Origin of the sequence: Streptosporangium minutum, from assembly GCF_002149035.1 — a bacterium.
GTDB classification, from domain to species: domain Bacteria; phylum Actinomycetota; class Actinomycetes; order Streptosporangiales; family Streptosporangiaceae; genus Streptosporangium; species Streptosporangium minutum.
This window is the reverse complement of the sequence record NZ_NGFP01000010.1, coordinates 1-23301: the sequence shown is the minus strand read 5'-3', so window position 1 is coordinate 23301 and position 23301 is coordinate 1. Positions and strand designations below refer to the sequence as shown.

Sequence of the window (23301 nt, the reverse complement as noted above, 5' to 3'; positions counted from 1 at the left end):
GGCCTTCATCGAGGAACCGGCCTGAGGGCCCCGCCCGCCACGGTTGTCGCGGGCGGGGGCCGTCGGGCTCAGAGGTCTTCGGCCGGTGTGCTTCCGGGGTCCTGAGCGACGGCGCGGTTCTGGAGGGCTTCGGCGATGGCGGCGAACTCGCTCAGCGCGGCCTCCAGGTCGTCGACGATCTCCTGCGCGATGATCTCGGGCGGCTGGAGCGCGTCGGCGTCCTCCAGGCTCGGGTCCTTGAGCCAGAAGATGTCCAGGTTGCACTTGTCGCGGGCGACCAGCTCGTCATAGGTGAACTTCCGGAACCGTTCGGTCTCCACCCGCTCGTCGGGTGACCTGCCCGGAAGGTAGGAGTCGACGAACTCCTGCAGGTCCTCGCGGCGGAGCGGGTTCTGCTTGAGCGTGAAGTGCTGGCCGGTACGGAAGTCGTACACCCAGAGGTTCCTGGTCCAGGGCTCCTCACTGGCCGGTTTCCGGTCGAAGAAGAGCACGTTCGCCTTGACCCCGCCCGCGTAGAAGATCCCGGTGGGGAGCCGGAGCAGGGTGTGGACGTCGTACTCCTTGAGGAGCGCACGGCGGATCCCCTCCCCCGCGCCGCCCTCGAAGAGCACGTTGTCGGGGAGGACCACCGCCGCGCGGCCGGGGATCGCCATCAACCGGGCGATGTGCTGGACGAAGTTGAGCTGCTTGTTGGTGGTGGTCTGCCAGAAGTCCTGCCGGTCGTAGGCGACGTCGTCCCGGGTCGCCTTGCCGTCGAGGCCGATCACCGTGATCGCGGACTTCTTTCCGAACGGCGGGTTGGCCAGCACCAGGGAGGCGCGGACGGAGGGGGAGGTGGCGAGCGCGTCCTCGGTCTGGATGGGCGATTCACCGTCCGCCTGGCACATGCCGTGCAGCAGCATGTTCATCGCGGCGAGCCGGGCCGTGCCGTCCACCAGCTCGGTCCCCAGGAACGCCTCCCCGTGCGTCAGGCGGTGCCGCTGGCCCGGGGTCAGGTCTGTGTGGTGCCTGCGGATGTAGTCGTTGGCGGCCAGCAGGAAGCCGCCGGTGCCGCAGGCCGGGTCGATGATCGTGTCCCCGGGGGTGGGCTGCGCGCAGTCGACGATCGCGTTGATGAGCGGGCGCGGGGTGAAGTACTGCCCGGCACCGGACTTGACGTCGGTGGCGCTGCGGGCGAGGAGCTGCTCGTAGGCGTCGCCCTTGACGTCGGTGCCGCGCCGTCCCCAGGTCTCGTTGTCCATGAGGTCAACGATTAGCTTCCTGAGCAGCGCGGGCTCCTGCACCCTGTTCTGTGCCTTGCGGAAGACCGTCCCAAGGATGCCCTTCTCCTTGCCCAGCTCGGCCAGCGTCTCCCGGTACGCCTCCTCCAGCGCCGCGCCGGTCAGCTTCTTCAGCGTCTCCCAGCTGATCCCCTCAGGCAGGATCCGCCCGCCGCCGAGGCTCTCCGGGAGCTTGGCCCGCTCGTCGGCCATCTTGAGGAAGAGCAGGTAAGTCAGCTGCTCGACGTAGTCGATCGCCGACACCCCTGCGTCGCGGAGCACGTCGCAGTAGCTCCACATCTTGTCCGCGAGCCGCCGCGCCTCCGCGAGCCGCGCCGCCTCGGCCGACCGCTCGGCCTGCTCGCTGTCGGACACGGTCGTCGTCACAGCAGTTCTCCCTGCTCGTAGGTGGTGGGGGTACGGGTCGAGTCGGGCCACTCAGTACGGCTGGCGGCCGATGGCTCGGCGAGGCTCACGGAGGGTGATTCCTTTGGCTTGGTACGGCGGGCACGCTGAGGCTTGAGCTGGTTGGCTCGTTCAGCTCTGATGCGCGCCAGCAATGCCAAGGCGGGCTCATCGGTCGGGTCCTGTGGAAGCAGCCGGCCCGCAAACGCCTCTCTCAAAAGCGACCGGCGCAACTGGCTTGAACGGCTCCGTGCGCCTTCCAGCCCTCCGATCAGGCGAGAAACCCCCTCTTGCTGCGCTTTTACAAACTCGACGAATTCACGCTGAACATCCAGTGGGGGCGTTGGCAGCTCTATCCGTTCGATAGTTCCTTGATCAATTTTCGGCATTGAACCTGCAAGACCCTTGGCGGATGAGCGTAAATATCTTTTCGTCCGAGTAGTAGATAGCATCAAATGAACAAATTCTGGCAACAACGAAGGGGCGACTCTGATCCGAATCAAGAGATCGGGAAATATCGCCCAATCTTCCGGACCGCGATAAAGAGCTGACGACCCCACCAACTCTGGAGTGTTCGAGCGTTGAATGAAGATATCCCCAGAGCGGAGCCAAAGATGTCGGACACGGTCAGGGTCCGCCGCCGCAAGTTTGGTGTTTTTTTCGATGAACTGGTTATTTGTGACAGCGGTAAGCGTCAGCGTGCGGATCCCTGTAGCGTCTTGAGTGGCTCTTGCTGAGTGACCATTCCGCAAAGGCTCTCGAAGAAGTTCCCCGAGCTGCTTCCACGGAACATCAGAAAGTCGAGAATCTTCATCATCAAGAACCTTACGACGCAGCGCCGAGGCGCGAATCCTGGCCCTTTCTACCGCATGAGATATTTTATCAAGTCGCGAGAGATGACTTTCGAGAGCAGCGACAATCCTGCACTGCTCTTCCAGTGGAGGCACTGGAACGCAGAGCTTTCGTAGCGCCTCTGCATTAATCTTCGGCAGCACCACTCGCCCTTGATGCTTCGTAGATTCTTCGACAAACATAGGTGTTAGCATCCACCATTTTAAATATCTAGCATTGAGGTTCGTATCAATAGGGTACATATCCGCACTACAGAGGCCTTCAAAGTCTACCAAGGAAATCTTGGCTAAGTATGGACGAATCTTTGAATAGAGGATCTGGCCGGAGTGAAAATAGTGTTTTGGGCTTGTCACTCCATCATTTTGGATGGTCGCGTAATCAAGAATTCGACCAGTCCATGGTTCGATGTGATTAGGCGCTATATGCGGCTTATTCTGATAATCTTTGGGATCAACTAAGTTGCTTGCGATCCGTGCAACATCTCCGAATGAGGCCCAAGCCCAAGAATCAGGGATCGAGAACAACGTCACGCGGTTAGCTCCTTGTTGAGTTCTTCGAGAATGGATTCGGCGCGGTCGCCGAAGGCGTCGGCGAAGCCGTACGCGCCGCCGCGCTGGTCGAACGGCATGCCGTGCAGGTCTTCGACGGTGACCTCGACGCTCGTGGCGATCACGCCCACGATCCGGTCGAGATACCAGCGCTGCTCGGGGGTGAAGGTCACCCCGGAACGTTCCTGGCTCGCGCGCCAGGTGGCGTAGCGCTCCTCGATGATCGACCGGAAGGGCCGGACCTCCCGGTCCACGCCGAGCTCGCGGCGGAGCAGGGAGACCAGGTCCGTGACGGCGGCCTCGCCCTCCCCCAGCGACGGAGCCTCGCCCAGCTCCTCGTACGACCTCCAGAGGAAGTCGACGTTGTAGACGTTCGGCAGCCGCTTCACCCGGTCGGCGAGATCCTGGAGCTGCGCGTACGTCAGCCGCGGTCCGCTGCCGTGGCGGAGCTGCTGGACGATCACCTCGTCCTGGTGCTCCTTCACGAACTGGCGGAACGACTGGACCGCCTCCTTGGCGATGTCCACTCCCTCGGCCGAAATCAGCTCATCGGTCGAGAGGTCGTCGATGGCGGTGTCGCGGTCGTGGCGGATGTCGAGGATGCGCCGGCGCAGGTCGGGATTCGCGGTGAGGGGGGCGACGGCCTCACGCAGCCGGCGCTGGACCGCCCTGTCCCCACCCGTGTCCTGGACTGCGATCAGCTCGTCGGTGTCGACGGCGTCGACGAGCCGCCGGACGATGTCGCGCAGCGTGGTGCCCTCGGCGACCCGCGCGATCTCGTCGCGGTCGGCGTCGGTCATGTCGAGGTCGAGCCGGGCGAGCCGGGACGCGAGAGAGGCGATCTCGTGCTCGTCGATCGAGAGGTTCGCCGCCTTAGCCAGCAGTTGCTTGAGGCTGAGCGACGGCGTCCGTTCGAGCGGGCGCGCGTCGCACAGCGGGCTGTCGGTGACGCCGACCGCGTCGACCAGCAGGAAGCGGTCCTTGCGGCGGGCCGACCGGTCGGGGTTGACCTGCCGGAACTCGGTCTCGTCGACGGTACGGGCACCCCGGCCCTTCATCTGCTCGAAGTAGACCGCGCTCTGCACACCACGCATGAAGAACACGATTTCGAGCGGTCGCACGTCCGTCCCGGTCGCGATCATGTCGACGGTGACGGCGATCCGCAGGGCCGCGCTGGTGCGGAAGAGCTGCAGCAGCTTCTTCGGGTCGTCGCCCACGTCCTTCGACTTGTAGGTGATCTTCGCGGCGAAATCGTTGCCCTTGCCGAAGACCTCCCGGACGATCTGCACGATGTCGTCGGCGTGCTCGTCGCTCTTGGCGAAGATGAGCGTCTTGGGGACGACGGTCCGCTTGCCGTACTGCTCGGGGAGGACCTTGTCGCGGAAGGTCTTGAGGACCAGCCGGATCTGGTCCTTGGCCAGCACCGAGCGGCCGATCTGCTCGCCGGAGTAGGTGAAGTCCTCCTGCAGCTCCTCGTAGCGCTGCATCCGCGTGCGACGGTCCCGGAACGGGACGACCGTGCGAGTGCCCTCCTCGTCGAGGGCCGGGATGCGGCTGCCGCTCTCGCTGATCTTCGTGCGGATCCGGTAGACGTCGTAGTCGACGTTGACCCCGTCGGCCACGGCCTGCTCGTAGGTGTACTCCGAGGCGATGTTCTGGTCGAAGAAGCCGAGCGTCTGGGCGGTCGGCGTCGCGGTGAGGCCGAGGATGGGCGCGTCGAAGTAGTCGAGCACCGCCCGCCACTTGCCGTAGATCGACCGGTGGCACTCGTCCACGACGATCAGGTCGAAGGTCTCGGGCGGGAGCTGCCGGTTGTACTGCGCGTCCACCGGCCGGTCGGGCACGTAGTCGTCGATCCCCTGGTCGTCGTCGTCCGGCGGGAGCTGCTCGCCGCGCAGGGCGAGGCTAAGCCGCTGGATCGTGGTGATCACGACGTTCGTCGACTCCAGGACGGTCCCACCGGCCAGCCGCTGGATGTTGTACAGCTCCGAGAGCTTCCGGCCGTCGTCGGGCGTGGTGTAGTTGCGGAACTCCGCCGCCGCCTGGTCGCCGAGGTTGTTCCGGTCGACCAGGAAGAGCACGCGCTTCGCGCCCGCGTGCTTGATCAGCCGGTATGTCTGGGTGACGGCGGCGAACGTCTTCCCGGCACCGGTGGCCATCTGGACGAGGGCACGGGGAAGGTCCCGGCAGAGGGAGCTCTCGACGCCCTTGACCGCGTCGATCTGGGCGGGACGCAGCCCCGTCTCGACGAGGGCGGGCATCTGCCGTACCCGCGCGCGGAGGGTCGGCGCGTCCGGCCGGTCGTCGGCCTCGGCCATCCAGGCGGCAACGGTCTCCGGCCGGTGGAAGGAGAAGACGCCACGGGAGCGGGGATCGGGGTCGAGCCCGTTGGTGAAGCGGGTCTCCACCCCCGTGCTCTCGTAGCGGAACGGCAGCGGGATGTCCCTGCGCCAGGTGGCCATGGCGTACGCCTTGGGGAGCGCAGCGGCGTATCCGGCGCTCTGCCACTCCACCCCGGTCAGCGAGGTGCCCTCCCGCTTGGCCTCGATGACGCCGACGAGCATGCCGTCGACGTAGAGGGCGTAGTCCGACCTGCCCCGGGCGAAGGCGAACTCCCGTACGGCCACGCCCGTGCCGGCCAGAGGGTTGAGCTGGGCCAGGTCCTGCACGACCCAGCCGGCCTCGCGGAGCATCCGGTCGATCTCGCGGCGCGCCTGCGCCTCGGTCAGCGGTTCCGGCGCCCGCGCCTGCTCGATGAAGAGCCTGCGCCTGGAGATCGGGACCTTGTCCGGCGTCCGCTCGTCGAACTCCGACCTGAGCTGCTGCGCGGTGCCCTGCAACGTCTCCAGCTGCGCGGCCAGCCGGTCGCGTTCCCGCAACGCGCGGCTGAGCTCGGCCTCGGCCTTCGCCCTGGCCTCGGAGACCGCCTCCGCGCGCGATCGCTTGCCGTCCAGGATGAGCCGGGCCTCGGTGAGCTCGCGCTTGTAGCGTTCGAGGTCCTCACGGAGCTGACCGGTCACATCGACGGGCGGCTGCGGCGGAACGAAGGTGATGACCTGGCGGTCGCCCGTGATGGCGCGGTGCAGGAGCAGGCCGAGCTGGAAGCACTTGTTCACCGAGTCGAGAGCGGCCCTGGTGTCGGCGTAGTGCTCGTGAACGGCCCTGTTCCCAATCCGGCGGATCTCGTGGAAGGCGTCCGCGCCGCTCCTGAGGATGACGCCGTTGTCGGAAAGGGCATGGATCCGGGTCCCCAACCGGTTGTCAACGGCCACCGCTATGCCCGTCCGGCGCACCATGACGGTCGTCAGAACCTCGATGAACTGACGGCATTTGACCAGGGCGCCGTTGGGATCGGTGAAGACGGACGTCTCGGCGCCCGCTCCGTACACCACGAGCAGCGGCTCATGGGCAAGCAGGAATCCGAAGTTGGGCGATCCGCCTGCCAGCCCACCGACCCCATTAACCATTCATCCTCACAGACATCACGCCGGATTCAGCAAAGCCTTGCAGAATACCTCAAATCGTGCAGCGCGAACCAGGAATTCTCAGACCTCTATCCCAGACCTGCTCAGCATCGTTACGGAGACGCAGAAAAACCCCGATCGGTTGTCCGATCGGGGGTTAGAGACAAAAAGGATTGAACAGTGCCCCAATTAAGGGCAGGCCGAAACCAGGTTAATTCCGGCAATCAGGACGAATGGTTGAAATCTCCGTCCTTGACGCCACCGATGAAGGAGCGCCACTCGGCGGGGGTAAAGAGCAGCTTGGGGCCATCGGGATCCTTGCTGTCACGGACCGCGACCACGCCCGGCAGGTTGTCGGCGACCTCGACGCACTGACCACCGTTGTCACCAGAACGTGACGACTTCCGCCACACTGCGGCGCTCAGGTCCATTCCCGCCTCACTTCCTCACCTGTGGAGGATCAGGACAGCCGGTCGAACGCACCCGACTTGACGCCCCCGACGAAGGTCCGCCACTCGGCGGGAGTGAAGAGCAGCGCGGGACCCTCGGGGTCCTTGCTGTCACGGACCCCGACCACACCCGGCAGATTGTCGGCGACCTCGACACACTGACCACCATCGTCGCCAGAAAGCGACGACTTCCGCCACACAGCGGCGCTCAGGTCCATTCCCGCCTCACTTCTTCGATCATTTTGAGGGACATATGTTCAGGGTAAGCCCATCGACGTATCGCTTCATAGCGGTTCCATATTGAGGTCACCTGAATGGGATCAGCCGAAACCTGCCCTTCCACTGAAGAGCCCGCATGAATGACATCCGGCTGTACGTTCGGAAGCTTGGCGATCATGAAGGCGCCCAGCATGCCTGATAGGCACTGCTGATCGACGAGTTGGATGGAGATGGATGGCCGCCGGGCTATCTCCAATAGGTGACCGAGCTGCTCCCGCATCACCTCCGGCCCGCCGACCCGACGGCGCAGCACACCCTCGTCCGCGAGGACCAGGAGCAGGGGAGGACCGTCCTTGTCGAGGATGCTCCGACGCCGCATACGCGTTTCAACACGCTCCTCCACCTCTTCGGGAGTGATCAGAGGCGCATGGTTGAAGACATGGCGGGCGTAGGACTCCGTCTGCAGAAGACCCGGGACCAGCAGCGGGTCCCACGACCGCAGGACCAGGGCGGCGGGTTCGATCTCCTCGGCCCAGCTCGTGAACCAGTCCGGGCTGCCCGGACGGGCGAGGATGCGCCGGTGCAGCCCGGTGAAGAGCGTGCCGCCGCCCGCGCCGAAGAGCCGGTCCAGCCGCTCGGCGTCGGACTTGGACGGGGTCCGGGTGGCGGCCTCCAGGCGGCTCACCTGAGTCTGCGTGCACCCCAGCCGTGCGGCCACCGCCCCCTGGGAGAGCTGAGCCTCCTCGCGCAGGCGGCGCATCTCGGCCCCGAACCGCACCCGGGGGGAATCGGGACCGGAAAAAGGATCGACGCTCATCGCATTCCCCCTAAAAAGAGAAAAACGGACCTTCTGCTCCGACGGGAATACCAGCGGCCGGTTTAGACAAGCCGGTACCTGACATTGGCTGCCATCCCCCAGCCCACCGGTCCGGCCATTGCCTCACCTGCTGCAAGGGCAATCTAAGCACACGCCTTCTCTTTCCGACAGGAAGGAAAAGAAAGCGATAAGAGCCCCCTTCAAACAGGAGACAAACGAGCGATGCGCGATCAGGAAAACAGCCTTTCCCGTTCCGCCCGCGGCCATCGGAAACCTCCGGATCCCACGACCGCGGAGCAGCAGGAGCGGTTCGTCCACCTGGTGCGGCTCGGCTGGGACCTACGCGCTCTCGGGGTCCGCACCTCGCTCGTCCTGCCGGTGACCGGGCAGCCGATCCTGGAGGTCCACTCGGCAGCGGGGACCCTGGCCCGGATCACGGTCATCCGGCGTTACTGCGGCTGGGTGTTCACCTGGCGGCCGTGGTGGGCGCGCCTGTGGCGGCGGGGCGAATGGGTGCTGGCAGATGCCGACAACGCGGCGGACATCGTCATGACCGAGGTGAACGGATGAGACCGGAGGAGCGGATCAGTTCCCACGACGCCGCCCCGGGGACTCCCCGCGCGGACGCGCAGCAGGGCTCGTGGCGCAGGGAGTTCCCCGGCGAGGTGTCCTCCGTACCGGCGGCCCGCGCCTGGGCGCACGGGCTGCTGGCCGTACGGCTCGCACCCCCGGCGCTCGACGACGTCCTGCTGCTGCTCAGCGAGGTGATCACCAACGCGGTCACCCACTCCGACTCCGGCCGTACGGCGGGCGGCCGGGTGACCGTCAACCTGACCCACGACCCCGGAGCGGTTCACGTGGAGGTCACCGACGACGGATCGGTCAGCAGCGCCCCGGCCGTACACGTCCCGGACGCCGACAGCGACGGCGGGCGGGGCCTGTGGCTGGTCGACCTGCTCGCCACCGCATGGGGATCGTCCCGCCACGACGACGAGGCGGGCAGATCCGTCTGGTTCCAGGTGCCGGGGTGACCCGACCTGCTCCGTGCGGATCACGCCTCCCCCTCGCCCAGCTCGCAGCCGGCGATCGAACTGGGCTGGTTGCCGCCCGCCCAGCGGGCCGGGAGGTGGACGGAGGAGCCGGCCGACGGCGCGCCAGACCCACGCCCCAACCCGACAACAAGTCATATCCAAGAGGTGCTGCCTAACATCTCCCTGGACGCGAGGCCGGGAGCGTCCAGGCATCGAGATGCGTACGGAATATGCACCTCAGTTCTTCCCGGCTTTCCATGGCGAAGTATCAAGGAATTTCTCATGCAGATCGGATATGCAGTCCCGCAGTACGGTGCCTTCGCCGACCCGGATTTCATCCGGCAGGCCAGCGCGGATCTGGAGGCCATGGGCTACAGCAGCCTGTGGGCGGGTGATCGGATCATGCTGCCGCTCGCACCCAGCGATCCCTACCCGGGAGGAGACGGCGAGATCCCCCCAGCCTTCGCGACGTTCTTCGACCCGCTGACCGCATTGACGCTGGCCGCCGTCAGCACCCGGGAGGTCCGGCTGGGAACCAGCACGCTCAACGCGCTGTGGCAGCCGCCGGTCCTGCTCGCCCGCATGCTGACCTCGCTCGACCTGCTCAGCCACGGACGGCTGGACGTCGGCATCGGTCTCGGCTGGCTGCGTGACGAATACACCGCGACCGGGGTGCCCTGGCAGGGGAGGGGAGACCGGCTCGAAGAGACGCTCGACCTGATGGAGGCCGTCTGGAGCAGTGAGGTGGTCGAGCACAAGGGCACGCTCTGGACCGTGCCGCCGTCGCACATCGACCTCAAGCCCTTCCAGCGGCCGCGCCCCCCGGTCCTGCTCGCCGGTTACACGCCCTCGTCCATGGAGAGGATCGGCAGGCGGGCCGACGGCTGGCTGAGCGCGGCGATACCCATGCCCTATCTGACCTCCCTGTGGGATGTCGCGCTGCAGACCGCGGCCCGCGTCGACCGCGACCCGTCGGCCCTGCGAATGGTGGTGCGCGTCAATCCGAAGATCACCGATTCTCCCGCGCCCGACGACCAGGTGCCGCACGCCGGGACCGTGCAGCAGATCGGTGACTACCTGCTGACCCTCGCCCAGGCCGGCGCCCACGAGGCGTTCGTCGACCTGCAGACGACGACGTCCTCGCGCGATCAGTTCCTCGACGTCGCGCATGAGCTCATCACCAGGCTGCACGCCGGCTGAACTCGCGCGCCGACCTCGCCGACCTCGCCTACCCGCACCGGCGGCACATCAAGGCAGTCATCCCGGAGAAGGCGGACCGGGCGGCCGACCGCAAGAAGGGCTCACGCGGCGGCCGCCCGGTCACCCATGACGCGCTGCTGTACAAGGACCGCGACACCGTGGAGCGCCGCACCAGCAAGATCAAGGAGTGGCGCGGGACGGCTTTCCGCTTCGGCAAGACGCCGGGGAGCTATCCGGCAGGACTCCGTCCGCCGGTGCCGTCCTGTGAATCCGGAGCCTCCGACCCATCTGAGGATCCGAACTCCGAGCAGGCCCTAGCAGGAGGTCCTGAACGTTCCCGACGTGGCGATCGTGCCCGCCGAGCCGCTTTTCCAGACAGTGGTCCTGAACGTGTGGGTCCCTGTACCCGCACAGTTGTAGGTCACCACCGTGCCCTCATTGGCCTTGATCCAGATCGACTGTGCCATGCTCTCCCAGCCGTAGTACCGTGAACGCTCGATCGTGATTCGGTAGTCACCGCTGCATGAGCCGGCGAATCCCTCCCCCCAGATGGTGCTGCCCGACTTCCACGGCGTTTTGGCCGAGGCGCCCCCGCAGGCGAGAGCAGCGGCAGGCTGCGGATTGGCGACCAAGGTGGTTGACAGTGCCAGGCCGAACGCCGCCGCGACGGTGACCATCCGACGGCTGATCTTATGTGACGCCATTGTCGTCTCCTTCTGGGGTCTCGGCAGTAATCGCCGTGAAAGCAACGGGAATGCCGGTCGGAGCCTTGGCGAAGGGTTTTCCAGGGCGAACCCCGGAAGGTCCCGTGGCCTGCATATCCGTTGGGGGTTCGGCGGATACTGACGGGACCCCCGTTAGCGGTCTTATTGGCTTATCTCAAATGAGAACAGTCCCTGCACGGGCCGGAGGTCCTCGTGCGCGGCGACACGGCGCTCAAGGTCGGCGGACGCGAGACGCGCCCGCCCGACCTCGAACCCGCGCGCATTCGGGGCGACCTGGCCGTCCACCTCGCAGACACGGGCGCGCTGTCCGCCGCCGCCCCGCTGTCCCCTGACGGCACGCCGATCATGCGGGCCGGGCGTCCGGGCCGCGTGAGGGCGCGACACGAACGTCTGCTCCGAATCCCCTGGTCAGGGCTTGGTGTTGCTCAGCACCCACGTGCCGGACGCGGGCTCTTCGCTGCTCTGGCAGCTGGCGATCGAGAGCCCTTCGCCCACCTTCCTCCACGCGCCGTACCGGGTCGTGTACTGCGAAGAGCCGATTTTGTAGCATCGCACCTTTGCGCGGTAGTACCCCGTTCCGCTTGTGCAGTTCACCCAGTACTCGTGAAGCACGTACTTGTCACTGCAGTTGGAAGGCGTCGCGTGCGCGGCCGTCGCCGGCACGATCACCGCTCCGGCCATCAGCCCACCGATCACGGCCGCCTTGAGCGCTTTTCTTACTCCAACCTTCATCGGGCTCCTTCTTCTGTTACGCCAGCTGCCGCCACCCGACTCGCTCCTCGACACGAGCCCGGCTCCGGGCTCCCTTCGCCGCGCAAATCGGTTGGCCCTTACAGCTATTCGGTAAAAGAACCCTAATTATGATCCGGATTTGTCGTCCACGCTTTTCGGGTCTGCCCGAAACCCCCAGGCGGGACGGCATTCCCAGCTCTTCGATGCCGAGGGTGGACATCCCTCTCTCAAAACCGAAGAGTCCTTAAGCCAGGGACAGGGCAGCGGTGAACCAAGCCAGGGACAGGACAGCCGTGAACCGGCGCTCTCATGCCGCGGCTCTCATGCCGCGGTCTTGGCCGACACCGTCTCCCGGGCCGACTCTCGCCGGCGTGACAGCGCCCGGCCCGTTCCCGGTGAATCGCCCTGGTCCGTTCCTGGTGAATCGCCTTGGTCCGGAGGGAGGCTCCTGACATGCCCCAGCCGCCGTACGGCACGGCGGGGCCGGTCGATCAGCTCATCCGGCGCAACACCCGGGCGGCGGTCCGGGCGAGCAGCTCTACCTGGCTCTCGTCGAACTCCGCGCGCGGCCCCCGTATGATCCAGCGCGCCACCAGACGCGGCTTGAGCAGCGTGAGCCCCGTCGGAGAGCCGGGAAAACTGGAACAAAACGGCCCTCTGTCCGCCGGCGCACCCGCATAGCCGAGGACGTCGGCGCCTGGAGGGCCGGACCCCGCGGAGGCCGGCACGGTCCGTCGCCCTCGGCAACCCGGCGCGTCGGTCGGCAGACCTTCAGCCTCCGTTGAACAGGTCTTCCAGCATGAGACGGGCCCGATCAGGGACAGGTTCGTCGGGAAAGATCTCTGCGCACAGAGCGAGGACTTCAGCAGCCGAGTCAAGGGTAAGGCGTTCGACAAGAGCGCGAATATCACCGGTGTCCCGTCGGCGAGCGGCCAGAACTTTCATCGCGAGTAGATGTTCTGGCGATGCTGCCGATACACGTAGGCCCGGATGGTCGAAGACTCGCCGAGCCGAGCTGTCTCCGCCCGGCGCGACATAAGCGCTGGCCTGCTCATTGAGCCACCATGATGGCAGGCCAAGCTCGGATGCGACCGCCCGTGCCTCATCAAGGACGATCCCGTGCGGTTCGAAAACGGCATCGATGTCACGAGTGGACCGGCGGGCATCGTACGCCAATGCCATGGCTGCTCCACCGAAAATATAGAGGTCGGCAATGACCCCCCGGCGGGCAAGACGGTCGCCGAGACGCTGGAATGCGTCCTCGATCGCAGCCCGATCAAGCAGAGGCGCATCGTTCATGCGACTTCCAGCTCCTGGGGGTGGATAAAGACGCCACGGCGACGGAATGAGGCCGGTGCGTGGACGAATGCGTCGACGCGGGCTGCGGGGGTGTTGAACGGGAACCAGAACTGGCGGAGTCGCCGTGATTCAGTCCAGGGGGGGCCGGCATGACCGTCCTTCGCGGCGAGGTGCTCGGCGAGCGCGGCAAGAAAGACGTCCCAGTGTGGGTCTCCCACGCTGGAGGGCTCTGGAGACAACAGAGCAAGTCGGACCACAGGCGGCTCGTGCCGGTACTCCTCCAGAAACTCGGCGACCAGGCGCCAGCGTGTCTCCTCGTCAGGATGATCGGTCAGCCAGCCCGCAAGCACTGCGACGGAGGCCGCTTGGTACTGCTGGACGCGCTTCATGAGTATCACGTTAGTGGCTCTTCGATTCCGAGGATGGACATCCCTCTCTCAAAACCGAAGAGTCCTTAAACCAGTACAGGGCAGCAGTGAACCAAGCCAGGGACAGGACAGCCGTGAACCGGCGCCCTCAGGCCGCGGTCTTGGCCGACACCGTCTCCCGGGCCGACTCGCGCCGGCGTGACACCGCCCGGCCCGTTCCTGGTGAATCGCCCTGGTCCGGAGGGAGGCTCCTGACATGCCCCGGCCGCCGTACGGCACGGCGGGGCCGGTCGGTCAGCTCATCCGGCGCAGCACCCGGGCGGCGGTCCGGGCGAGCAACTCCACCTGGCTCTCGTCGAACTCCGCGCGCGGCCCCCGTATGATCCAGCGCGCCACCAGGCGCGGCTTGAGCAGCGTGAGCCCTTCGGCGGTGACCGTCCGCCTCAGCTCCCCGCCGTGTACGGCGAGCAGCGGTTCGATCGTGACGGGGATGCCCGACTCCTTGGAGAGCACGGCGGCCAGCGACTCGGAGGCGTCGACGAGCGCCTTGGCCACCTTCGAGCCGTACTTCTCGCCGAGGAACAGCCGCTCGCCGTACCGGGCGATCTCGGTCTCGGGGTCCCAGGCCTCGTTGTCGACCACCCAGATGCCGCCGGGGCCGATGACGAGATGGTCGATCGACGCCTGTCCGGGCACAGCACGGCCGTCGAGGATGCGGTAGCCGTGCCTGCGGAGCTTGCGGCGGAGCAGCTTGCCGGTGATGGTCTCGCCCCGGCGTCTGCCGCGCCAGACGGCGGTGGCCTCGTAGGAGTGCCAGGCCCAGAACATGTCGGCGGCGCCGACCAGCAGGCCGGCCACGATCCCGATCACCGGGGGGCTGGGCAGGTCGAAGCGGTAGGCGAGCAGGATGCCCACGACCAGGCCGACCGCGGCCTTGACCGCGCGCGCCTTCCGGCGCTGATCGGCCTCCTTGATCCAGAACTGCTCGTACATGACCTGGGGTGACAGGCCGTGCACCTGGTCATCGGGCGTCACGTAGATTGATCCGCCGGACACAGCGAACCCCCCAGAGTCGATTGGTGGCAGTGAGGCGGATCTGCGACGCTGAAGATCCCTCAATCATGAAATACCCAAGCAGGGGCTCCAGGCATCCAAAGGTGATGGAAATAACACAACCCAGATACCTGCCACCGGTTTGACCGACCAGTCGGTATGCTTGCCGCACCACACCTTGGGGGACAGATGACGCAGGACAAGGAGCCGGTACGGCAGCGCCTGATCGGCGAGGCCACCCGCCTGTTCGCCGACCGGGGCTTCGAGAGCACCTCGGTGCAGGAGATCGTAGCGGCGGCCGGCGTCACCAAGGGCGCCATGTACCACTATTTCGACTCCAAGGACGACCTGCTCCACGAGATCTACGGCCGCGTGCTGCGCATGCAGATGGAGCGGCTCACCCGGATCGCCGACGGACCGGGCCCGGTGGCCGAACGCCTCCACGCCGCCGCCGCCGACGTCGTGCTGACCACGGTGGAGAACCTGGACGACTCCAAGATCTTCTTCCGCTCCATGCACCTGCTCGCCCCCGACACCCGCAAGAGCGTCCGCGCCGAACGCCGCCGCTACCACGAGCGCTTCCGCGACCTCGTCACCGAGGGCCAGCGCGAGGGCGTCTTCAGGGACGACACCCCCGCCGAGATCGTCGTCGACTTCTTCTTCGGCTCGGTCCACCACCTGGGCACCTGGTACAGCGCGGAGGGCGCGCTCTCCGGCGCCGAGGTCGGCGAGCACTTCGCCGACCTGCTGCTCACCTCGCTGCGCCCGAAGTGACCTGACACCGTCAGGACAGGCCGTACCTGCTTCTGGTCATCCTGGCCTCCTGCCCGCTCACCTGACGCGGCGTGCGGGCCGGCGCCTGGCGCAGGTCGGACAGGATCTTCTCCCCCGAGCCGCGGGCACGCGTGCGGTAGTCGGCGAGCTGTCCGCCGAAACGTTTGCTGGCCCCGTCCACACCTTGCCCGAGTGAAACTGCCGGTACGGCGCTTCGACGTCCTTGTCGATCTCCTGGATCAGCGGCCCGACCCTCCGCAGGGCATCCCCCAGCACCTCACAGAGCGGGGTGGGCACCATCTCGGCCACGACCTGATCACTCCTTCGTCGGGGACGCACCGTCTTCCATCTGCTCTCGGACTGCCTCCAGTTCTGCCCCCGGCGTGAGGTCGATCACCAGTACCACCGGCCGATCACCACCCGGACCCTGAACTCAGGCGTCGGAGATCTCACGAACGGCATGAAGAGATCCTTCGCGAAGGGTTGAACCGTCCGATGTGACGACGCTTCTCGATGCCGGTCCGCTAGTGGACGCTCTGGACGCCGACCACAAGGGTCATGCCCGCTGCGCCGGTTTTCTTGAAACCGACCGCATCGTTGGTAACGCAGCACCTTGCCCTCATGCTCAATGGAGCAGAGCCGTCACGGGAATCAGAGCGGCAACTCAGCTCGCCGGTGGGTCACCTGGCTTGACACTGGTACCGCCCGATATCTGACTGCCGTTCCGGCAGGAGTCCGTCAGCCGGCACGCTTACGCCGCCGACGAGACGGCTTGACGAGATCCCGGCAACGGGCCACCAGGTCATCGATTTCAGATAGGTCTGGATCCGCGCCGTCATCGTCACAGCAGGCGGGCTTGGTTCGCCTACCCACCGGCGGCGCGTCCAATCCGCACACCTGCCACAGGGAGGCGTAGACATCCTGTGTCCGATCGCGCTCATCATGAGGCCCCAGCATCAGAACCCAGGCGCGACCCGGCGCTTCGAAGGCGACCACGACGCGCGTGGCATCCCGCAAATGCTTGACGCACAGCCGGCTCACCGGAATCTCCCCGGTGAGCCGATATCCAAGGGCTGCGCAACCACGAGCTTCCAGATCACCAACGAAGGCGACAAACGCCTGCAGATCTGCCCCGCGTAAGGTCTCGGCCTGTTTCTCCGCGAGCACCGAGAGATAGACCTCAGTCTTCACCGGCGGCCGGCTCCGAGTTCTTGGAACTCCACTCGGCCTTGATCTCCCGCCACGGACGGCCCTCGCCCCGTTCCATCTGCCGGAGGCCGTCGATCAACTGATCATTCTCCAGGAGTCCCCGGTCTTGCAGGCGATACCAGACCGACTCGACGAGATTGCGGGCGTGACCGTCCCGGCGCAGATCCTGAACAAGCGTTGCCACGGTGTACAAGCGTTCGGCTTCAAGCATCAATCGAGGCTTTTCCCTGACCGGGATGAGCAGCCCTTCCTTGACCCACGCGCGAACGGTCTTCTCGTCAACACCGAGGATCTTCGATGCGATCGTCGCCCGCACCGGCTCGGCATGGGCGAGCAGGTCCTGGACGACTTCCCTGACCGTGTCACGGGTGCCGGTCTCATGGGTGCTGGCGGCTACTCCGTCCAGGCGCTGCGCTTGATCGAACAGGGCCAGCGCTGCCCGCTCCTCAAGCTCTTTCCTGCGAGGGGCCTGTGCTGTACCGGCGACATCGTTCCCGCGCTGCGCCGAGAGCGTGTGACGCTCTCGCTTCTTGGCCGCTCCTGCCGGAGACTTCCTGGGCTTGACATCGGTCATGAGTACGGCGCCCCCTTCTCACCCATACTACTCCCTGATTCAGGCTCAAAATCAGGAATCGAGTTTCTGGTTCGACGGTGGGACGGGTTGCCTGGCTTGGCCGCGGTGCTACCCGGCGATCGGCAGTCAGCAGGGGCACCGTCACGGGACCTTGCCCCTGGCGCGGAAGGCCGCGGTCTTGACGCGGTTCTGGCAGGCGGTGCCGCAGAACCGGCGGGTGCCGTTGCGGGACACGTCCACGTACACCCGATCGCAGTGCGGCGCCGTACACACGCCGAGGCGGTCGTGGAACTCGCTCCCCAGCACGATCGCGAGTCCGGTGGCGCAGCTCGCCGCCCAGTCGCCGGCCATGGTGCCGCCGGGGCCGTGGAAGTGCAGATGCCATGGCTCTCCGTCGTGCCGGTCGAGCAGCGGCCGGGCGCGGGTCTCCTCAAGAAGACCGTTGACCTGCAGGGCCGCCGCGTCGATGTCTCCCGTCGCGACGGCGTCGAAGACCCGGCGCAGCCGCGCCGCGATCTCGACGAGCTCACCGGCCTCCCCTTCGGTGACCTCCCGGTGATTCGGATAGCCGGTCCGCAGGCCCTCGGCGGCGGCGGCGGCAAGCTCGCGCGGCAGCGGGAAGGCGCGTCCCCGCCTCTCCCCGGGGGTCAGCTCGTTGACCAGGCCCACCGCCACCCGGACGATCGCATCAGCGTGACTGTTGAAATCCACTTGACCAGTTACATCCTCGCGCTTTAGTTTGTGACTGCCACAAGCCTAGACGACAGTTACAAGGAGACGATTGTGCTCACCCACGATGCCGCACTCGAGTGGATCGCGCGCTGGGACCGCCAGCAGGAGGGCTACCTGCCCGACCGCGAGGAGCGTTTCACTGCACTGATCGACGCCGTCGAGGCGGCGGGCCGCCCCGATCCGCTGGTCATCGACCTCGGCTGTGGGCCGGGCTCACTGTCCGCCCGTCTTCTGGAGCGGCTGCCCGGGGCGACGGTGGTCGCGGTCGACGCGGACCCGCTGCTGCTCGGCCTCGGCCGGGCCGCCTACCCTCGTCTCAGGTTCGTCTCCGTCGACCTGCGCACACCCGGATGGACCGACTCCCTGGGCCTGGACGGACCGGCCGACGTCGCGGTGAGCACCACCGCGTTGCACTGGATCTCCGGACCGGAGCTCCAGAAGATGTACGCCGAGCTGGCGACCGTGCTGCGTCCGGGCGGGCTCCTGCTCAACGGCGACCACATGGAGACCGACGACACCGCTCCGGCCATCGCCCGCCTCGAACGCGCCGTGCACGACCGGGAGACCGAGCGCGTGTTCGCCGGCCGGCGCCCAGAAGACTGGCGCCAGTGGTGGGACGCGGTCGCCGCCGACCCCGCCTTCGCCGAGCTCCACTCCGAACGCGCCACCGCGGGCGCCGACCACCACGGCTCGGAGTCTCCCCTGCTCTCCGAGCACGTCAACGCCCTCCGTGACGCCGGCTTCACCGAGATCGGCTCCTTGTGGCAGCGCGGCAACAACCGGCTCCTCTGCGCCGTCCGCGGCTGATCCAACCGGCCGCGGGGGCCGAGTTTCACGGCGTCCGGCGGCCGGTTCCCACCAGGTCCCGGCACCGGCGTCATGTAGGACAGGAGATGACCTACACCCGGCATAACGTGGTGCCTGTGACCGCGACGGGGATCCGGAGCGGAGGGTCGAGCGGACCGGAAAGCCATCCGAAAAATATCGGAATGAAGCATTCCGTTCTGATATAGTGGAACAGAACGAATCGTTCCACGAAAGATCCTCGATCTGAGCACGTTCGCGGAGCGACTCTTTCCGCGAACCCTCGTAGCGTTCACATATCCCCCGCACGCCAGGCTCTGGAGGAGCAATGACCACCCTCGACATCCGCCCGCTGGATGCCCGGGAAGCCACCGAGCCCGCGCCGTACAGGTGGCGCTGGCCCGCGCTCTTCGTGATCCTCGCCGGCTCCGTGATGGAGCTCCTCGACGCCACCGTCACCAACATCGCCGGTCCGACGATGCAGGCCGACCTCGGCGGTGGGACCTCGATGATCCAGTGGCTCGGCGTGGCATACACGCTGGCCATGACCGCCGGCCTGCTGACCGGCGGGCGGCTGGGCGACATCGTGGGCCGCAAGCGGATGTTCCTCATCGGCGCGGCCGGGTTCGTGGTCGGCTCGCTGTTCTGCGCGGTGGCCGTCTCACCGGAGACCGTGATCGCCGCCCGCGTGGTCCAGGGCCTGTTCGGGGCCGCGATGGTCCCGCAGGGGCTCGGCATGATGAAGGAGATGTTCCCGCCCAAGGAGCTGCAGGCGGCTTTCGGCGCGTTCGGCCCGATCATGGGACTGTCCGCGATAGGCGGCCCGATCCTGGCGGGCTGGCTGGTCGACGCCGACTTCTTCGGCACCGGCTGGCGCATGATCTTCCTGATCAACCTGCCGATCGGCCTGCTCACGGTGCTGGCCGCGGTGAGGTTCCTGCCCGCCACCCGGCCGACCCGCTCGCTCAAGCTCGACCTCCCCGGCGCGCTCCTGGCCTCCCTCGGCTCGCTGATGATCGTCTTCCCGCTGGTCCAGGGCCGTGAGCACGACTGGCCGGCCTGGACGTTCGTGATGATGGCCGGCTCCCTGGCGGTGTTCGCGCTCTTCGGCTGGTACGAGTCGCGCAAGAACAGCAGGGGCGGCGACCCGCTGATCGCGCCGAGCCTGTTCCGCAAGCGCGCGTTCATCGGCGGCATGTTCACCGGGACGATCTACTTCGCCGCCTTCAGCGGGTTCGGCCTGGTCTTCAACCTCTACACGCAGCTCGGCCTCGGCTACACCCCGCTGAAGGCCGGCCTGGCCGGCGTCCCGCTCTCCGTGGGCATGATCATCGGAATGGGCGCCATGCAGGCGGTCAGGAGGCACGGCCGCAGGGTGCTGCACGCGGGTGCCGCGATCATGACGGTCGGCGTCATCGCCCTCCTGCTGCTGCTCGGCCCGGATGTCGGCCCCTGGCAGCTCGCCCCCGCCCTGCTGGTCACCGGCCTGGGATCGGGACTGATCATGGGACCGTACTTCGAGATCGCGCTGGCCGGTGTCGAGCCGCACGAGACCGGCTCCGCCTCCGGCACGCTCACCGCGCTCCAGCAGGTCGGGGCGGCGCTCGGTGTGGCCCTGCTCGGCACCGTCTTCTTCGGCGCGACGGGCGGCGACCCCACCGCCGCGGCGCGGAGCACCTTCTGGGTCGTCGCCGGGATGGTCGCGCTGACCTTCCTGGTCGGTTTCCTCCTGCCCAGGCAGGCCCGCGAGGACGCCGACCCGGTCCACTGAGCCTTCACCGATAGGCGGTCGCCGCCTTCCCCGATCGCGCCCAGGCGGAGCCCCTGGTCGGCCTCATGCTCGCAGCATGAGGCCGACCAGGGGCTTTATGCTGTCCGGATCCGCCGCGCGCCTCCCCCGGCGGCCGGACGACCCGCCCACACGGCATCCGGCGACCCGCTGAAAGCGGCCGGACGACCCGCTAACACGGCACCTCGGCGACCCGCTGAACCCGGAACCCTTCCGGTGATCGGGAAAGCGAATCGGCCCATCGGGTGATACCCCATGACCGACATTCGCCACGAGAGGTTCTCGATGACAACCACGCCGGTCGAACGGCCGCCGGATCAGTCGCTCGACGACTTCTCCGCCGTCTTCGACGCCTACTTCAGCGAGATCCACCGCTACGTCGTCCAGCGACTCGGCCCCGGACCGGCCGAGGACGTGGTCGCCGAGGCGTTCCTGACGGCGTTCCGCAAGCGGGCGCGGTACGACCCCGCCAAGGCCGGCGTCAGAACCTGGCTGTACGGCATCGTCACCAACCTCATCCACAAGCACCGCAGAACCGAGGTCCGCGCGCTGCGGGCCGTGGACAGGCACGGCCCCCCGGCCGACGCGCCCAGCCACGAGGAACGCGTGGCGGCACAGGTCAGCGCCGAGAGTCTGCGTCCCGCCCTCGCCGAGGCCATCGCCCGTCTCGGACGGGGTGAGCGCGACGTCCTGCTCCTGACGGCCCTGGCGGGACTGAGCCATGAGGAGATCGCCGCCGCGCTCGGCATCTCCTACGGCACGGTCGGCTCACGGTTGAGCCGCGCCAGAGCCAAGATCCGCGCCGCTCTGGGCGGCGCCAACCCGATGGAGGCCAATCATGGATGAGCTCACCGAGGTCCGCGAGCTGTACGGCCGGCCCGACGACGACCCGTTCGCGAAGACGCGGGTGCAGGCACGGATGCGCGCGGCGACCAGGCGGCGCCTGCCGTGGCAGGCCGGTGTCGCGGGACTCGCCACGGCGGCCGCGGTCGCGGCGGCGGTCTTCGTACCCGGCATGACGACCTCCGCCCCCGCGCTTTCCCCCTCCTCCGGGAACAGCACGACCTCCCCCGGGAACAGCACGACCGTCCTGTCCGGTCACTCGATCCTGCTGGCCGCGGCGACCAGGGCCGAGGCCGCTCCCGAGGGCGCCTACTGGCACGTCAAGCGGCTGTACACGATGCGGTGGGCCAAGCCGTACGGCAAGGAAGGCGACACGTACCAGCTGGAGACCTCCAACCTCGTCGAGAACTGGATCTCCAAGGAGGGCCGGGCCTGGTCCGGCGTCCGGAAGCTGGCCACGCGCCCCCTCGACGTGGAGGCCTGGCGTCGCGACGGCTCACCGGCCGAATGGAAGGTCGAGGACGGCGGCTTCTCCACCTCGCCGGGCGAAGGGAAGCTGGTCCCCCACAAGGGCAGGCAGAAGTTCCCCCTCCTGGAGGGTGAGCAGCTGACTCTGGAAGAGGTCAAGGCGCTGCCCGCCGACCCCGAGGCTCTGAAGAACCGGATGCTGGATGCGATCCGTGCGAGCGACGTCGTCGAGGACGCCGTGGACGACAACCTGCCGAGGGTGTTGGCGTCGCTGCTGTACGAACTGCCCACCTCTCCGGAGGTGCGGGGCGCCGCGTACCGGGCACTGGCGGCGCTGCCCTCCGTGCGGGTCGAGGGCGACACCACGGACCCGCGAGGCAGGCCGGGCGTCGCGGTCACGTTCCCGATCCAGCAGGGCCGGCCCACCCAGGGCAGGTTGATCATCGATCGGGACACCTCGATGGTGCTGGCCTTCCTGGTCACCGGCATGCCGGACAAGGGCGACCGCACCGAGGTGGTGCTGGAGTCCGGCTGGACCGACTCCGAGCCGGTGGCGCCCACGGCCGAGTAAGGGGCCGCTCGTGCCCGGCCACGGAAGCGGGGGCTCTGTGGCCGGGCATGCTCGCGACTCTCGCTCGCCGCCTGCTCGATCCGCAGCCGATGCCCGACAGGGCCGCGCCGCCGATCGGGAAAGGACGGGGTCAGGCGGGAGCGGGCAGGTCCGCCAGGACCGCCAGGGCGTCCCGGTGGGCGCCGGGGGTGCCGAGCGCGATCTCCGTGGACTTCGCGCGCTTGAGATACAGGTGCACCGGGTGCTCCCAGGTCATCCCGATCCCGCCGTGGAGCTGCACCGCCTCCTCGGCAACGCGCAGCGCCACCTCCGAGCACCAGGACTTGGCCACCGCCGCCGCCAGCTCGCCCGCCTCGACGGCCGCCGCGTCAGCGGCGTCCGTCGCGATGCGCGGGACCGCCGCCAGCAGGTCGGCGGCGTTCCTCGCCGCCGCGCGGGCACGGACCACGTCCAGCCAGAGGTCGGCCATCCGGTGCTTGATCGCCTGGAAGGAGCCGACCGGCCGGGCGAACTGGTGGCGCTCCTTGATGTAGGCGAGCGTCGTGCCCAGGCACCACTCGGCGACCCCGAGCTGCTCGGAGGCGAGCAGCCCCGCCCCGGTGACCAGGGCCCGCCGTACGTCGGCGCCGGCGATCTCCCTGCCCGGCGCGGACGACAGCGTCACCGTCGCGACCGGCCGGGTCAGGTCGAGCGAGGCGGCGGCCTCCACGGTCACGTCGGCCGTGTCCACGGCGTACAGCCCGCCACCGGCCGGCACCAGCAGCACATCGGCGACATCGGCTCCCGCGACCGCGCGCACCTGCCCGCTCAGCACGCCGTCCCGGACGGTCACACCCCCGGCCGGCGGCCTGTACGGCGAGGCCGCGAACGACACCGCCAGCGCCGCCGTGACCTCTCCGGCCGCGAGCCTGCCCAGCAGCTCGTCCCCGGTCCCGATCAGGGCCGAGGTCGCGAGCACCGAGCTGGTGAGGAACGGGACCGGCGCCACCGCCCGCCCCAGCTCCTCCAGCACCACCGCGACCTCGGCCCTGATCGGGACCGGGGACGAGCTGCTGGGCAGGCTCGCGGCCGGAGAGGTCACGGCGGCGCTGGCGGTGTCGTTCGCGGCCTCGCCGT

General features: G+C 67.6%; 24 protein-coding genes. 8 read left to right on the top strand and 16 right to left on the bottom strand.

The window, feature by feature from the left end; all coding sequences use genetic code 11:
- Positions 1-68: 68 nt before the first annotated feature.
- The 6 genes from CA984_RS03930 to CA984_RS03905 all read right to left on the bottom strand — a co-directional run bounded on the left by CA984_RS03930 (position 69) and on the right by CA984_RS03905 (position 8013).
- A complete protein-coding gene (locus tag CA984_RS03930; protein ID WP_207620707.1) occupies positions 69-1646 on the bottom strand; it encodes a class I SAM-dependent DNA methyltransferase in 1578 nt (525 codons plus the stop codon).
- The gene (locus CA984_RS03925) at positions 1643-3046 is read right to left on the bottom strand and encodes a restriction endonuclease subunit S (protein ID WP_165781091.1); all 1404 of its coding nucleotides are present in this window, start codon (positions 3044-3046) and stop codon (positions 1643-1645) included. Before CA984_RS03925 ends, CA984_RS03930 begins: the two co-directional genes overlap by 4 nt.
- A complete protein-coding gene (locus CA984_RS03920; RefSeq protein WP_086568189.1) occupies positions 3043-6531 on the bottom strand; it encodes a DEAD/DEAH box helicase family protein in 3489 nt (1162 codons plus the stop codon). Before CA984_RS03920 ends, CA984_RS03925 begins: the two co-directional genes overlap by 4 nt.
- Positions 6532-6752: 221 nt before the next feature.
- Positions 6753-6959, bottom strand: coding sequence for a DUF397 domain-containing protein (locus CA984_RS03915; RefSeq protein ID WP_086568188.1), 207 nt, complete (start codon positions 6957-6959; stop codon positions 6753-6755).
- Positions 6960-6988: 29 nt separating this feature from the next.
- A complete protein-coding gene (locus CA984_RS03910; protein ID WP_086568185.1) occupies positions 6989-7195 on the bottom strand; it encodes a DUF397 domain-containing protein in 207 nt (68 codons plus the stop codon).
- Positions 7186-8013, bottom strand: coding sequence for a helix-turn-helix domain-containing protein (locus CA984_RS03905; protein WP_086568182.1), 828 nt, complete (start codon positions 8011-8013; stop codon positions 7186-7188). The genes CA984_RS03910 and CA984_RS03905 overlap by 10 nt, the downstream gene beginning before the upstream one ends.
- Before the next feature lie 222 nt (positions 8014-8235).
- Between CA984_RS03905 and CA984_RS03900 the strand changes: the two genes are divergently transcribed.
- From CA984_RS03900 to CA984_RS03890, 3 genes are all read left to right on the top strand, one after another.
- The gene (locus CA984_RS03900; protein ID WP_086568180.1) at positions 8236-8583 is read left to right on the top strand and encodes a hypothetical protein; all 348 of its coding nucleotides are present in this window, start codon (positions 8236-8238) and stop codon (positions 8581-8583) included.
- On the top strand, positions 8580-9044 hold the full coding sequence (locus CA984_RS03895; protein WP_165781090.1) for an ATP-binding protein: 465 nt from the start codon (positions 8580-8582) through the stop codon (positions 9042-9044). The genes CA984_RS03900 and CA984_RS03895 overlap by 4 nt, the downstream gene beginning before the upstream one ends.
- A 282-nt stretch (positions 9045-9326) precedes the next feature.
- Positions 9327-10244, top strand: coding sequence for a TIGR03619 family F420-dependent LLM class oxidoreductase (locus tag CA984_RS03890; protein ID WP_086568176.1), 918 nt, complete (start codon positions 9327-9329; stop codon positions 10242-10244).
- Between the two features lie 314 nt (positions 10245-10558).
- Here the strand turns inward: CA984_RS03890 and CA984_RS03885 are convergent, their stop codons facing one another.
- The 5 genes from CA984_RS03885 to CA984_RS03870 form a co-directional block, all read right to left on the bottom strand.
- Positions 10559-10921: a hypothetical protein gene (locus CA984_RS03885; protein WP_086568174.1), complete on the bottom strand. Its 363-nt coding sequence runs from the start codon at positions 10919-10921 to the stop codon at positions 10559-10561.
- A 456-nt stretch (positions 10922-11377) separates the two neighbouring features.
- Positions 11378-11701 (bottom strand): hypothetical protein, encoded by a 324-nt coding sequence (locus CA984_RS03880; RefSeq protein ID WP_133061544.1) that lies wholly within the window; start codon positions 11699-11701, stop codon positions 11378-11380.
- A gap of 771 nt (positions 11702-12472) precedes the next feature.
- On the bottom strand, positions 12473-13000 hold the full coding sequence (locus CA984_RS45305) for a DUF6036 family nucleotidyltransferase (RefSeq protein WP_133061543.1): 528 nt from the start codon (positions 12998-13000) through the stop codon (positions 12473-12475).
- Positions 12997-13389 carry a hypothetical protein gene (locus tag CA984_RS03875; RefSeq protein WP_133061542.1) on the bottom strand — a complete coding sequence of 131 codons (393 nt, stop codon included), beginning with the start codon at positions 13387-13389 and terminating at the stop codon, positions 12997-12999. Before CA984_RS03875 ends, CA984_RS45305 begins: the two co-directional genes overlap by 4 nt.
- A gap of 273 nt (positions 13390-13662) precedes the next feature.
- Positions 13663-14403 (bottom strand): nuclease-related domain-containing protein, encoded by a 741-nt coding sequence (locus tag CA984_RS03870; protein ID WP_242675717.1) that lies wholly within the window; start codon positions 14401-14403, stop codon positions 13663-13665.
- A gap of 207 nt (positions 14404-14610) precedes the next feature.
- On the opposite strand from CA984_RS03870, the gene CA984_RS03865 reads away from it, so the two are divergent.
- Entirely contained in the window at positions 14611-15195 is a 585-nt protein-coding gene (locus CA984_RS03865; RefSeq protein WP_086568163.1) for a TetR/AcrR family transcriptional regulator, read from the top strand.
- A gap of 10 nt (positions 15196-15205) precedes the next feature.
- Here CA984_RS03865 and CA984_RS45865 read toward each other — a convergent pair whose 3' ends face one another.
- The 4 genes from CA984_RS45865 to CA984_RS03855 form a co-directional block, all read right to left on the bottom strand.
- Positions 15206-15376: a hypothetical protein gene (locus CA984_RS45865; protein ID WP_165781089.1), complete on the bottom strand. Its 171-nt coding sequence runs from the start codon at positions 15374-15376 to the stop codon at positions 15206-15208.
- A gap of 557 nt (positions 15377-15933) precedes the next feature.
- Positions 15934-16386 (bottom strand): hypothetical protein, encoded by a 453-nt coding sequence (locus tag CA984_RS45300; RefSeq protein ID WP_133061541.1) that lies wholly within the window; start codon positions 16384-16386, stop codon positions 15934-15936.
- Positions 16376-16978, bottom strand: a complete 603-nt coding sequence (locus tag CA984_RS03860; protein ID WP_086568160.1) for a MerR family transcriptional regulator — start codon at positions 16976-16978, stop codon at positions 16376-16378. The genes CA984_RS45300 and CA984_RS03860 overlap by 11 nt, the downstream gene beginning before the upstream one ends.
- Positions 16979-17119: 141 nt before the next feature.
- Entirely contained in the window at positions 17120-17689 is a 570-nt protein-coding gene (locus CA984_RS03855) for a CGNR zinc finger domain-containing protein (RefSeq protein WP_086568157.1), read from the bottom strand.
- A 72-nt stretch (positions 17690-17761) separates the two neighbouring features.
- On the opposite strand from CA984_RS03855, the gene CA984_RS03850 reads away from it, so the two are divergent.
- From CA984_RS03850 to CA984_RS03835, 4 genes are all read left to right on the top strand, one after another.
- On the top strand, positions 17762-18517 hold the full coding sequence (locus tag CA984_RS03850; protein WP_086568155.1) for a class I SAM-dependent methyltransferase: 756 nt from the start codon (positions 17762-17764) through the stop codon (positions 18515-18517).
- Between the two features lie 325 nt (positions 18518-18842).
- Positions 18843-20285 carry an MFS transporter gene (locus CA984_RS03845; RefSeq protein WP_086568152.1) on the top strand — a complete coding sequence of 481 codons (1443 nt, stop codon included), beginning with the start codon at positions 18843-18845 and terminating at the stop codon, positions 20283-20285.
- 273 nt (positions 20286-20558) lie between these two features.
- Positions 20559-21149, top strand: coding sequence for an RNA polymerase sigma factor (locus CA984_RS03840; RefSeq protein WP_242675716.1), 591 nt, complete (start codon positions 20559-20561; stop codon positions 21147-21149).
- Positions 21142-22185 carry a CU044_5270 family protein gene (locus tag CA984_RS03835; protein ID WP_086568150.1) on the top strand — a complete coding sequence of 348 codons (1044 nt, stop codon included), beginning with the start codon at positions 21142-21144 and terminating at the stop codon, positions 22183-22185. Before CA984_RS03840 ends, CA984_RS03835 begins: the two co-directional genes overlap by 8 nt.
- 130 nt (positions 22186-22315) lie before the next feature.
- Here CA984_RS03835 and CA984_RS03830 read toward each other — a convergent pair.
- On the bottom strand, positions 22316-23301 hold a 986-nt coding region (locus CA984_RS03830; RefSeq protein ID WP_108724526.1), incomplete at its 5' end, for an acyl-CoA dehydrogenase family protein.

What these genes read in the sequence shown, in the direction of transcription:
- CA984_RS03920 (WP_086568189.1), bottom strand. Translation starts at nt 6,531, where the DNA reads ATGGTTAATGGGGTCGGTGGGCTGGCAGGCGGATCGCCCAACTTCGGA.
- CA984_RS03915 (WP_086568188.1), bottom strand. Translation starts at nt 6,959, where the DNA reads ATGGACCTGAGCGCCGCAGTGTGGCGGAAGTCGTCACGTTCTGGTGAC.
- CA984_RS03910 (WP_086568185.1), bottom strand. Translation starts at nt 7,195, where the DNA reads ATGGACCTGAGCGCCGCTGTGTGGCGGAAGTCGTCGCTTTCTGGCGAC.
- CA984_RS03905 (WP_086568182.1), bottom strand. Translation starts at nt 8,013, where the DNA reads ATGAGCGTCGATCCTTTTTCCGGTCCCGATTCCCCCCGGGTGCGGTTC.
- CA984_RS03900 (WP_086568180.1), top strand. Translation starts at nt 8,236, where the DNA reads ATGCGCGATCAGGAAAACAGCCTTTCCCGTTCCGCCCGCGGCCATCGG.
- CA984_RS03895 (WP_165781090.1), top strand. Translation starts at nt 8,580, where the DNA reads ATGAGACCGGAGGAGCGGATCAGTTCCCACGACGCCGCCCCGGGGACT.
- CA984_RS03890 (WP_086568176.1), top strand. Translation starts at nt 9,327, where the DNA reads ATGCAGATCGGATATGCAGTCCCGCAGTACGGTGCCTTCGCCGACCCG.
- CA984_RS03885 (WP_086568174.1), bottom strand. Translation starts at nt 10,921, where the DNA reads ATGGTCACCGTCGCGGCGGCGTTCGGCCTGGCACTGTCAACCACCTTG.
- CA984_RS03880 (WP_133061544.1), bottom strand. Translation starts at nt 11,701, where the DNA reads ATGAAGGTTGGAGTAAGAAAAGCGCTCAAGGCGGCCGTGATCGGTGGG.
- CA984_RS45305 (WP_133061543.1), bottom strand. Translation starts at nt 13,000, where the DNA reads ATGAACGATGCGCCTCTGCTTGATCGGGCTGCGATCGAGGACGCATTC.
- CA984_RS03875 (WP_133061542.1), bottom strand. Translation starts at nt 13,389, where the DNA reads ATGAAGCGCGTCCAGCAGTACCAAGCGGCCTCCGTCGCAGTGCTTGCG.
- CA984_RS03865 (WP_086568163.1), top strand. Translation starts at nt 14,611, where the DNA reads ATGACGCAGGACAAGGAGCCGGTACGGCAGCGCCTGATCGGCGAGGCC.
- CA984_RS03860 (WP_086568160.1), bottom strand. Translation starts at nt 16,978, where the DNA reads ATGACCGATGTCAAGCCCAGGAAGTCTCCGGCAGGAGCGGCCAAGAAG.
- CA984_RS03845 (WP_086568152.1), top strand. Translation starts at nt 18,843, where the DNA reads ATGACCACCCTCGACATCCGCCCGCTGGATGCCCGGGAAGCCACCGAG.
- CA984_RS03840 (WP_242675716.1), top strand. Translation starts at nt 20,559, where the DNA reads ATGACCGACATTCGCCACGAGAGGTTCTCGATGACAACCACGCCGGTC.
- CA984_RS03835 (WP_086568150.1), top strand. Translation starts at nt 21,142, where the DNA reads ATGGATGAGCTCACCGAGGTCCGCGAGCTGTACGGCCGGCCCGACGAC.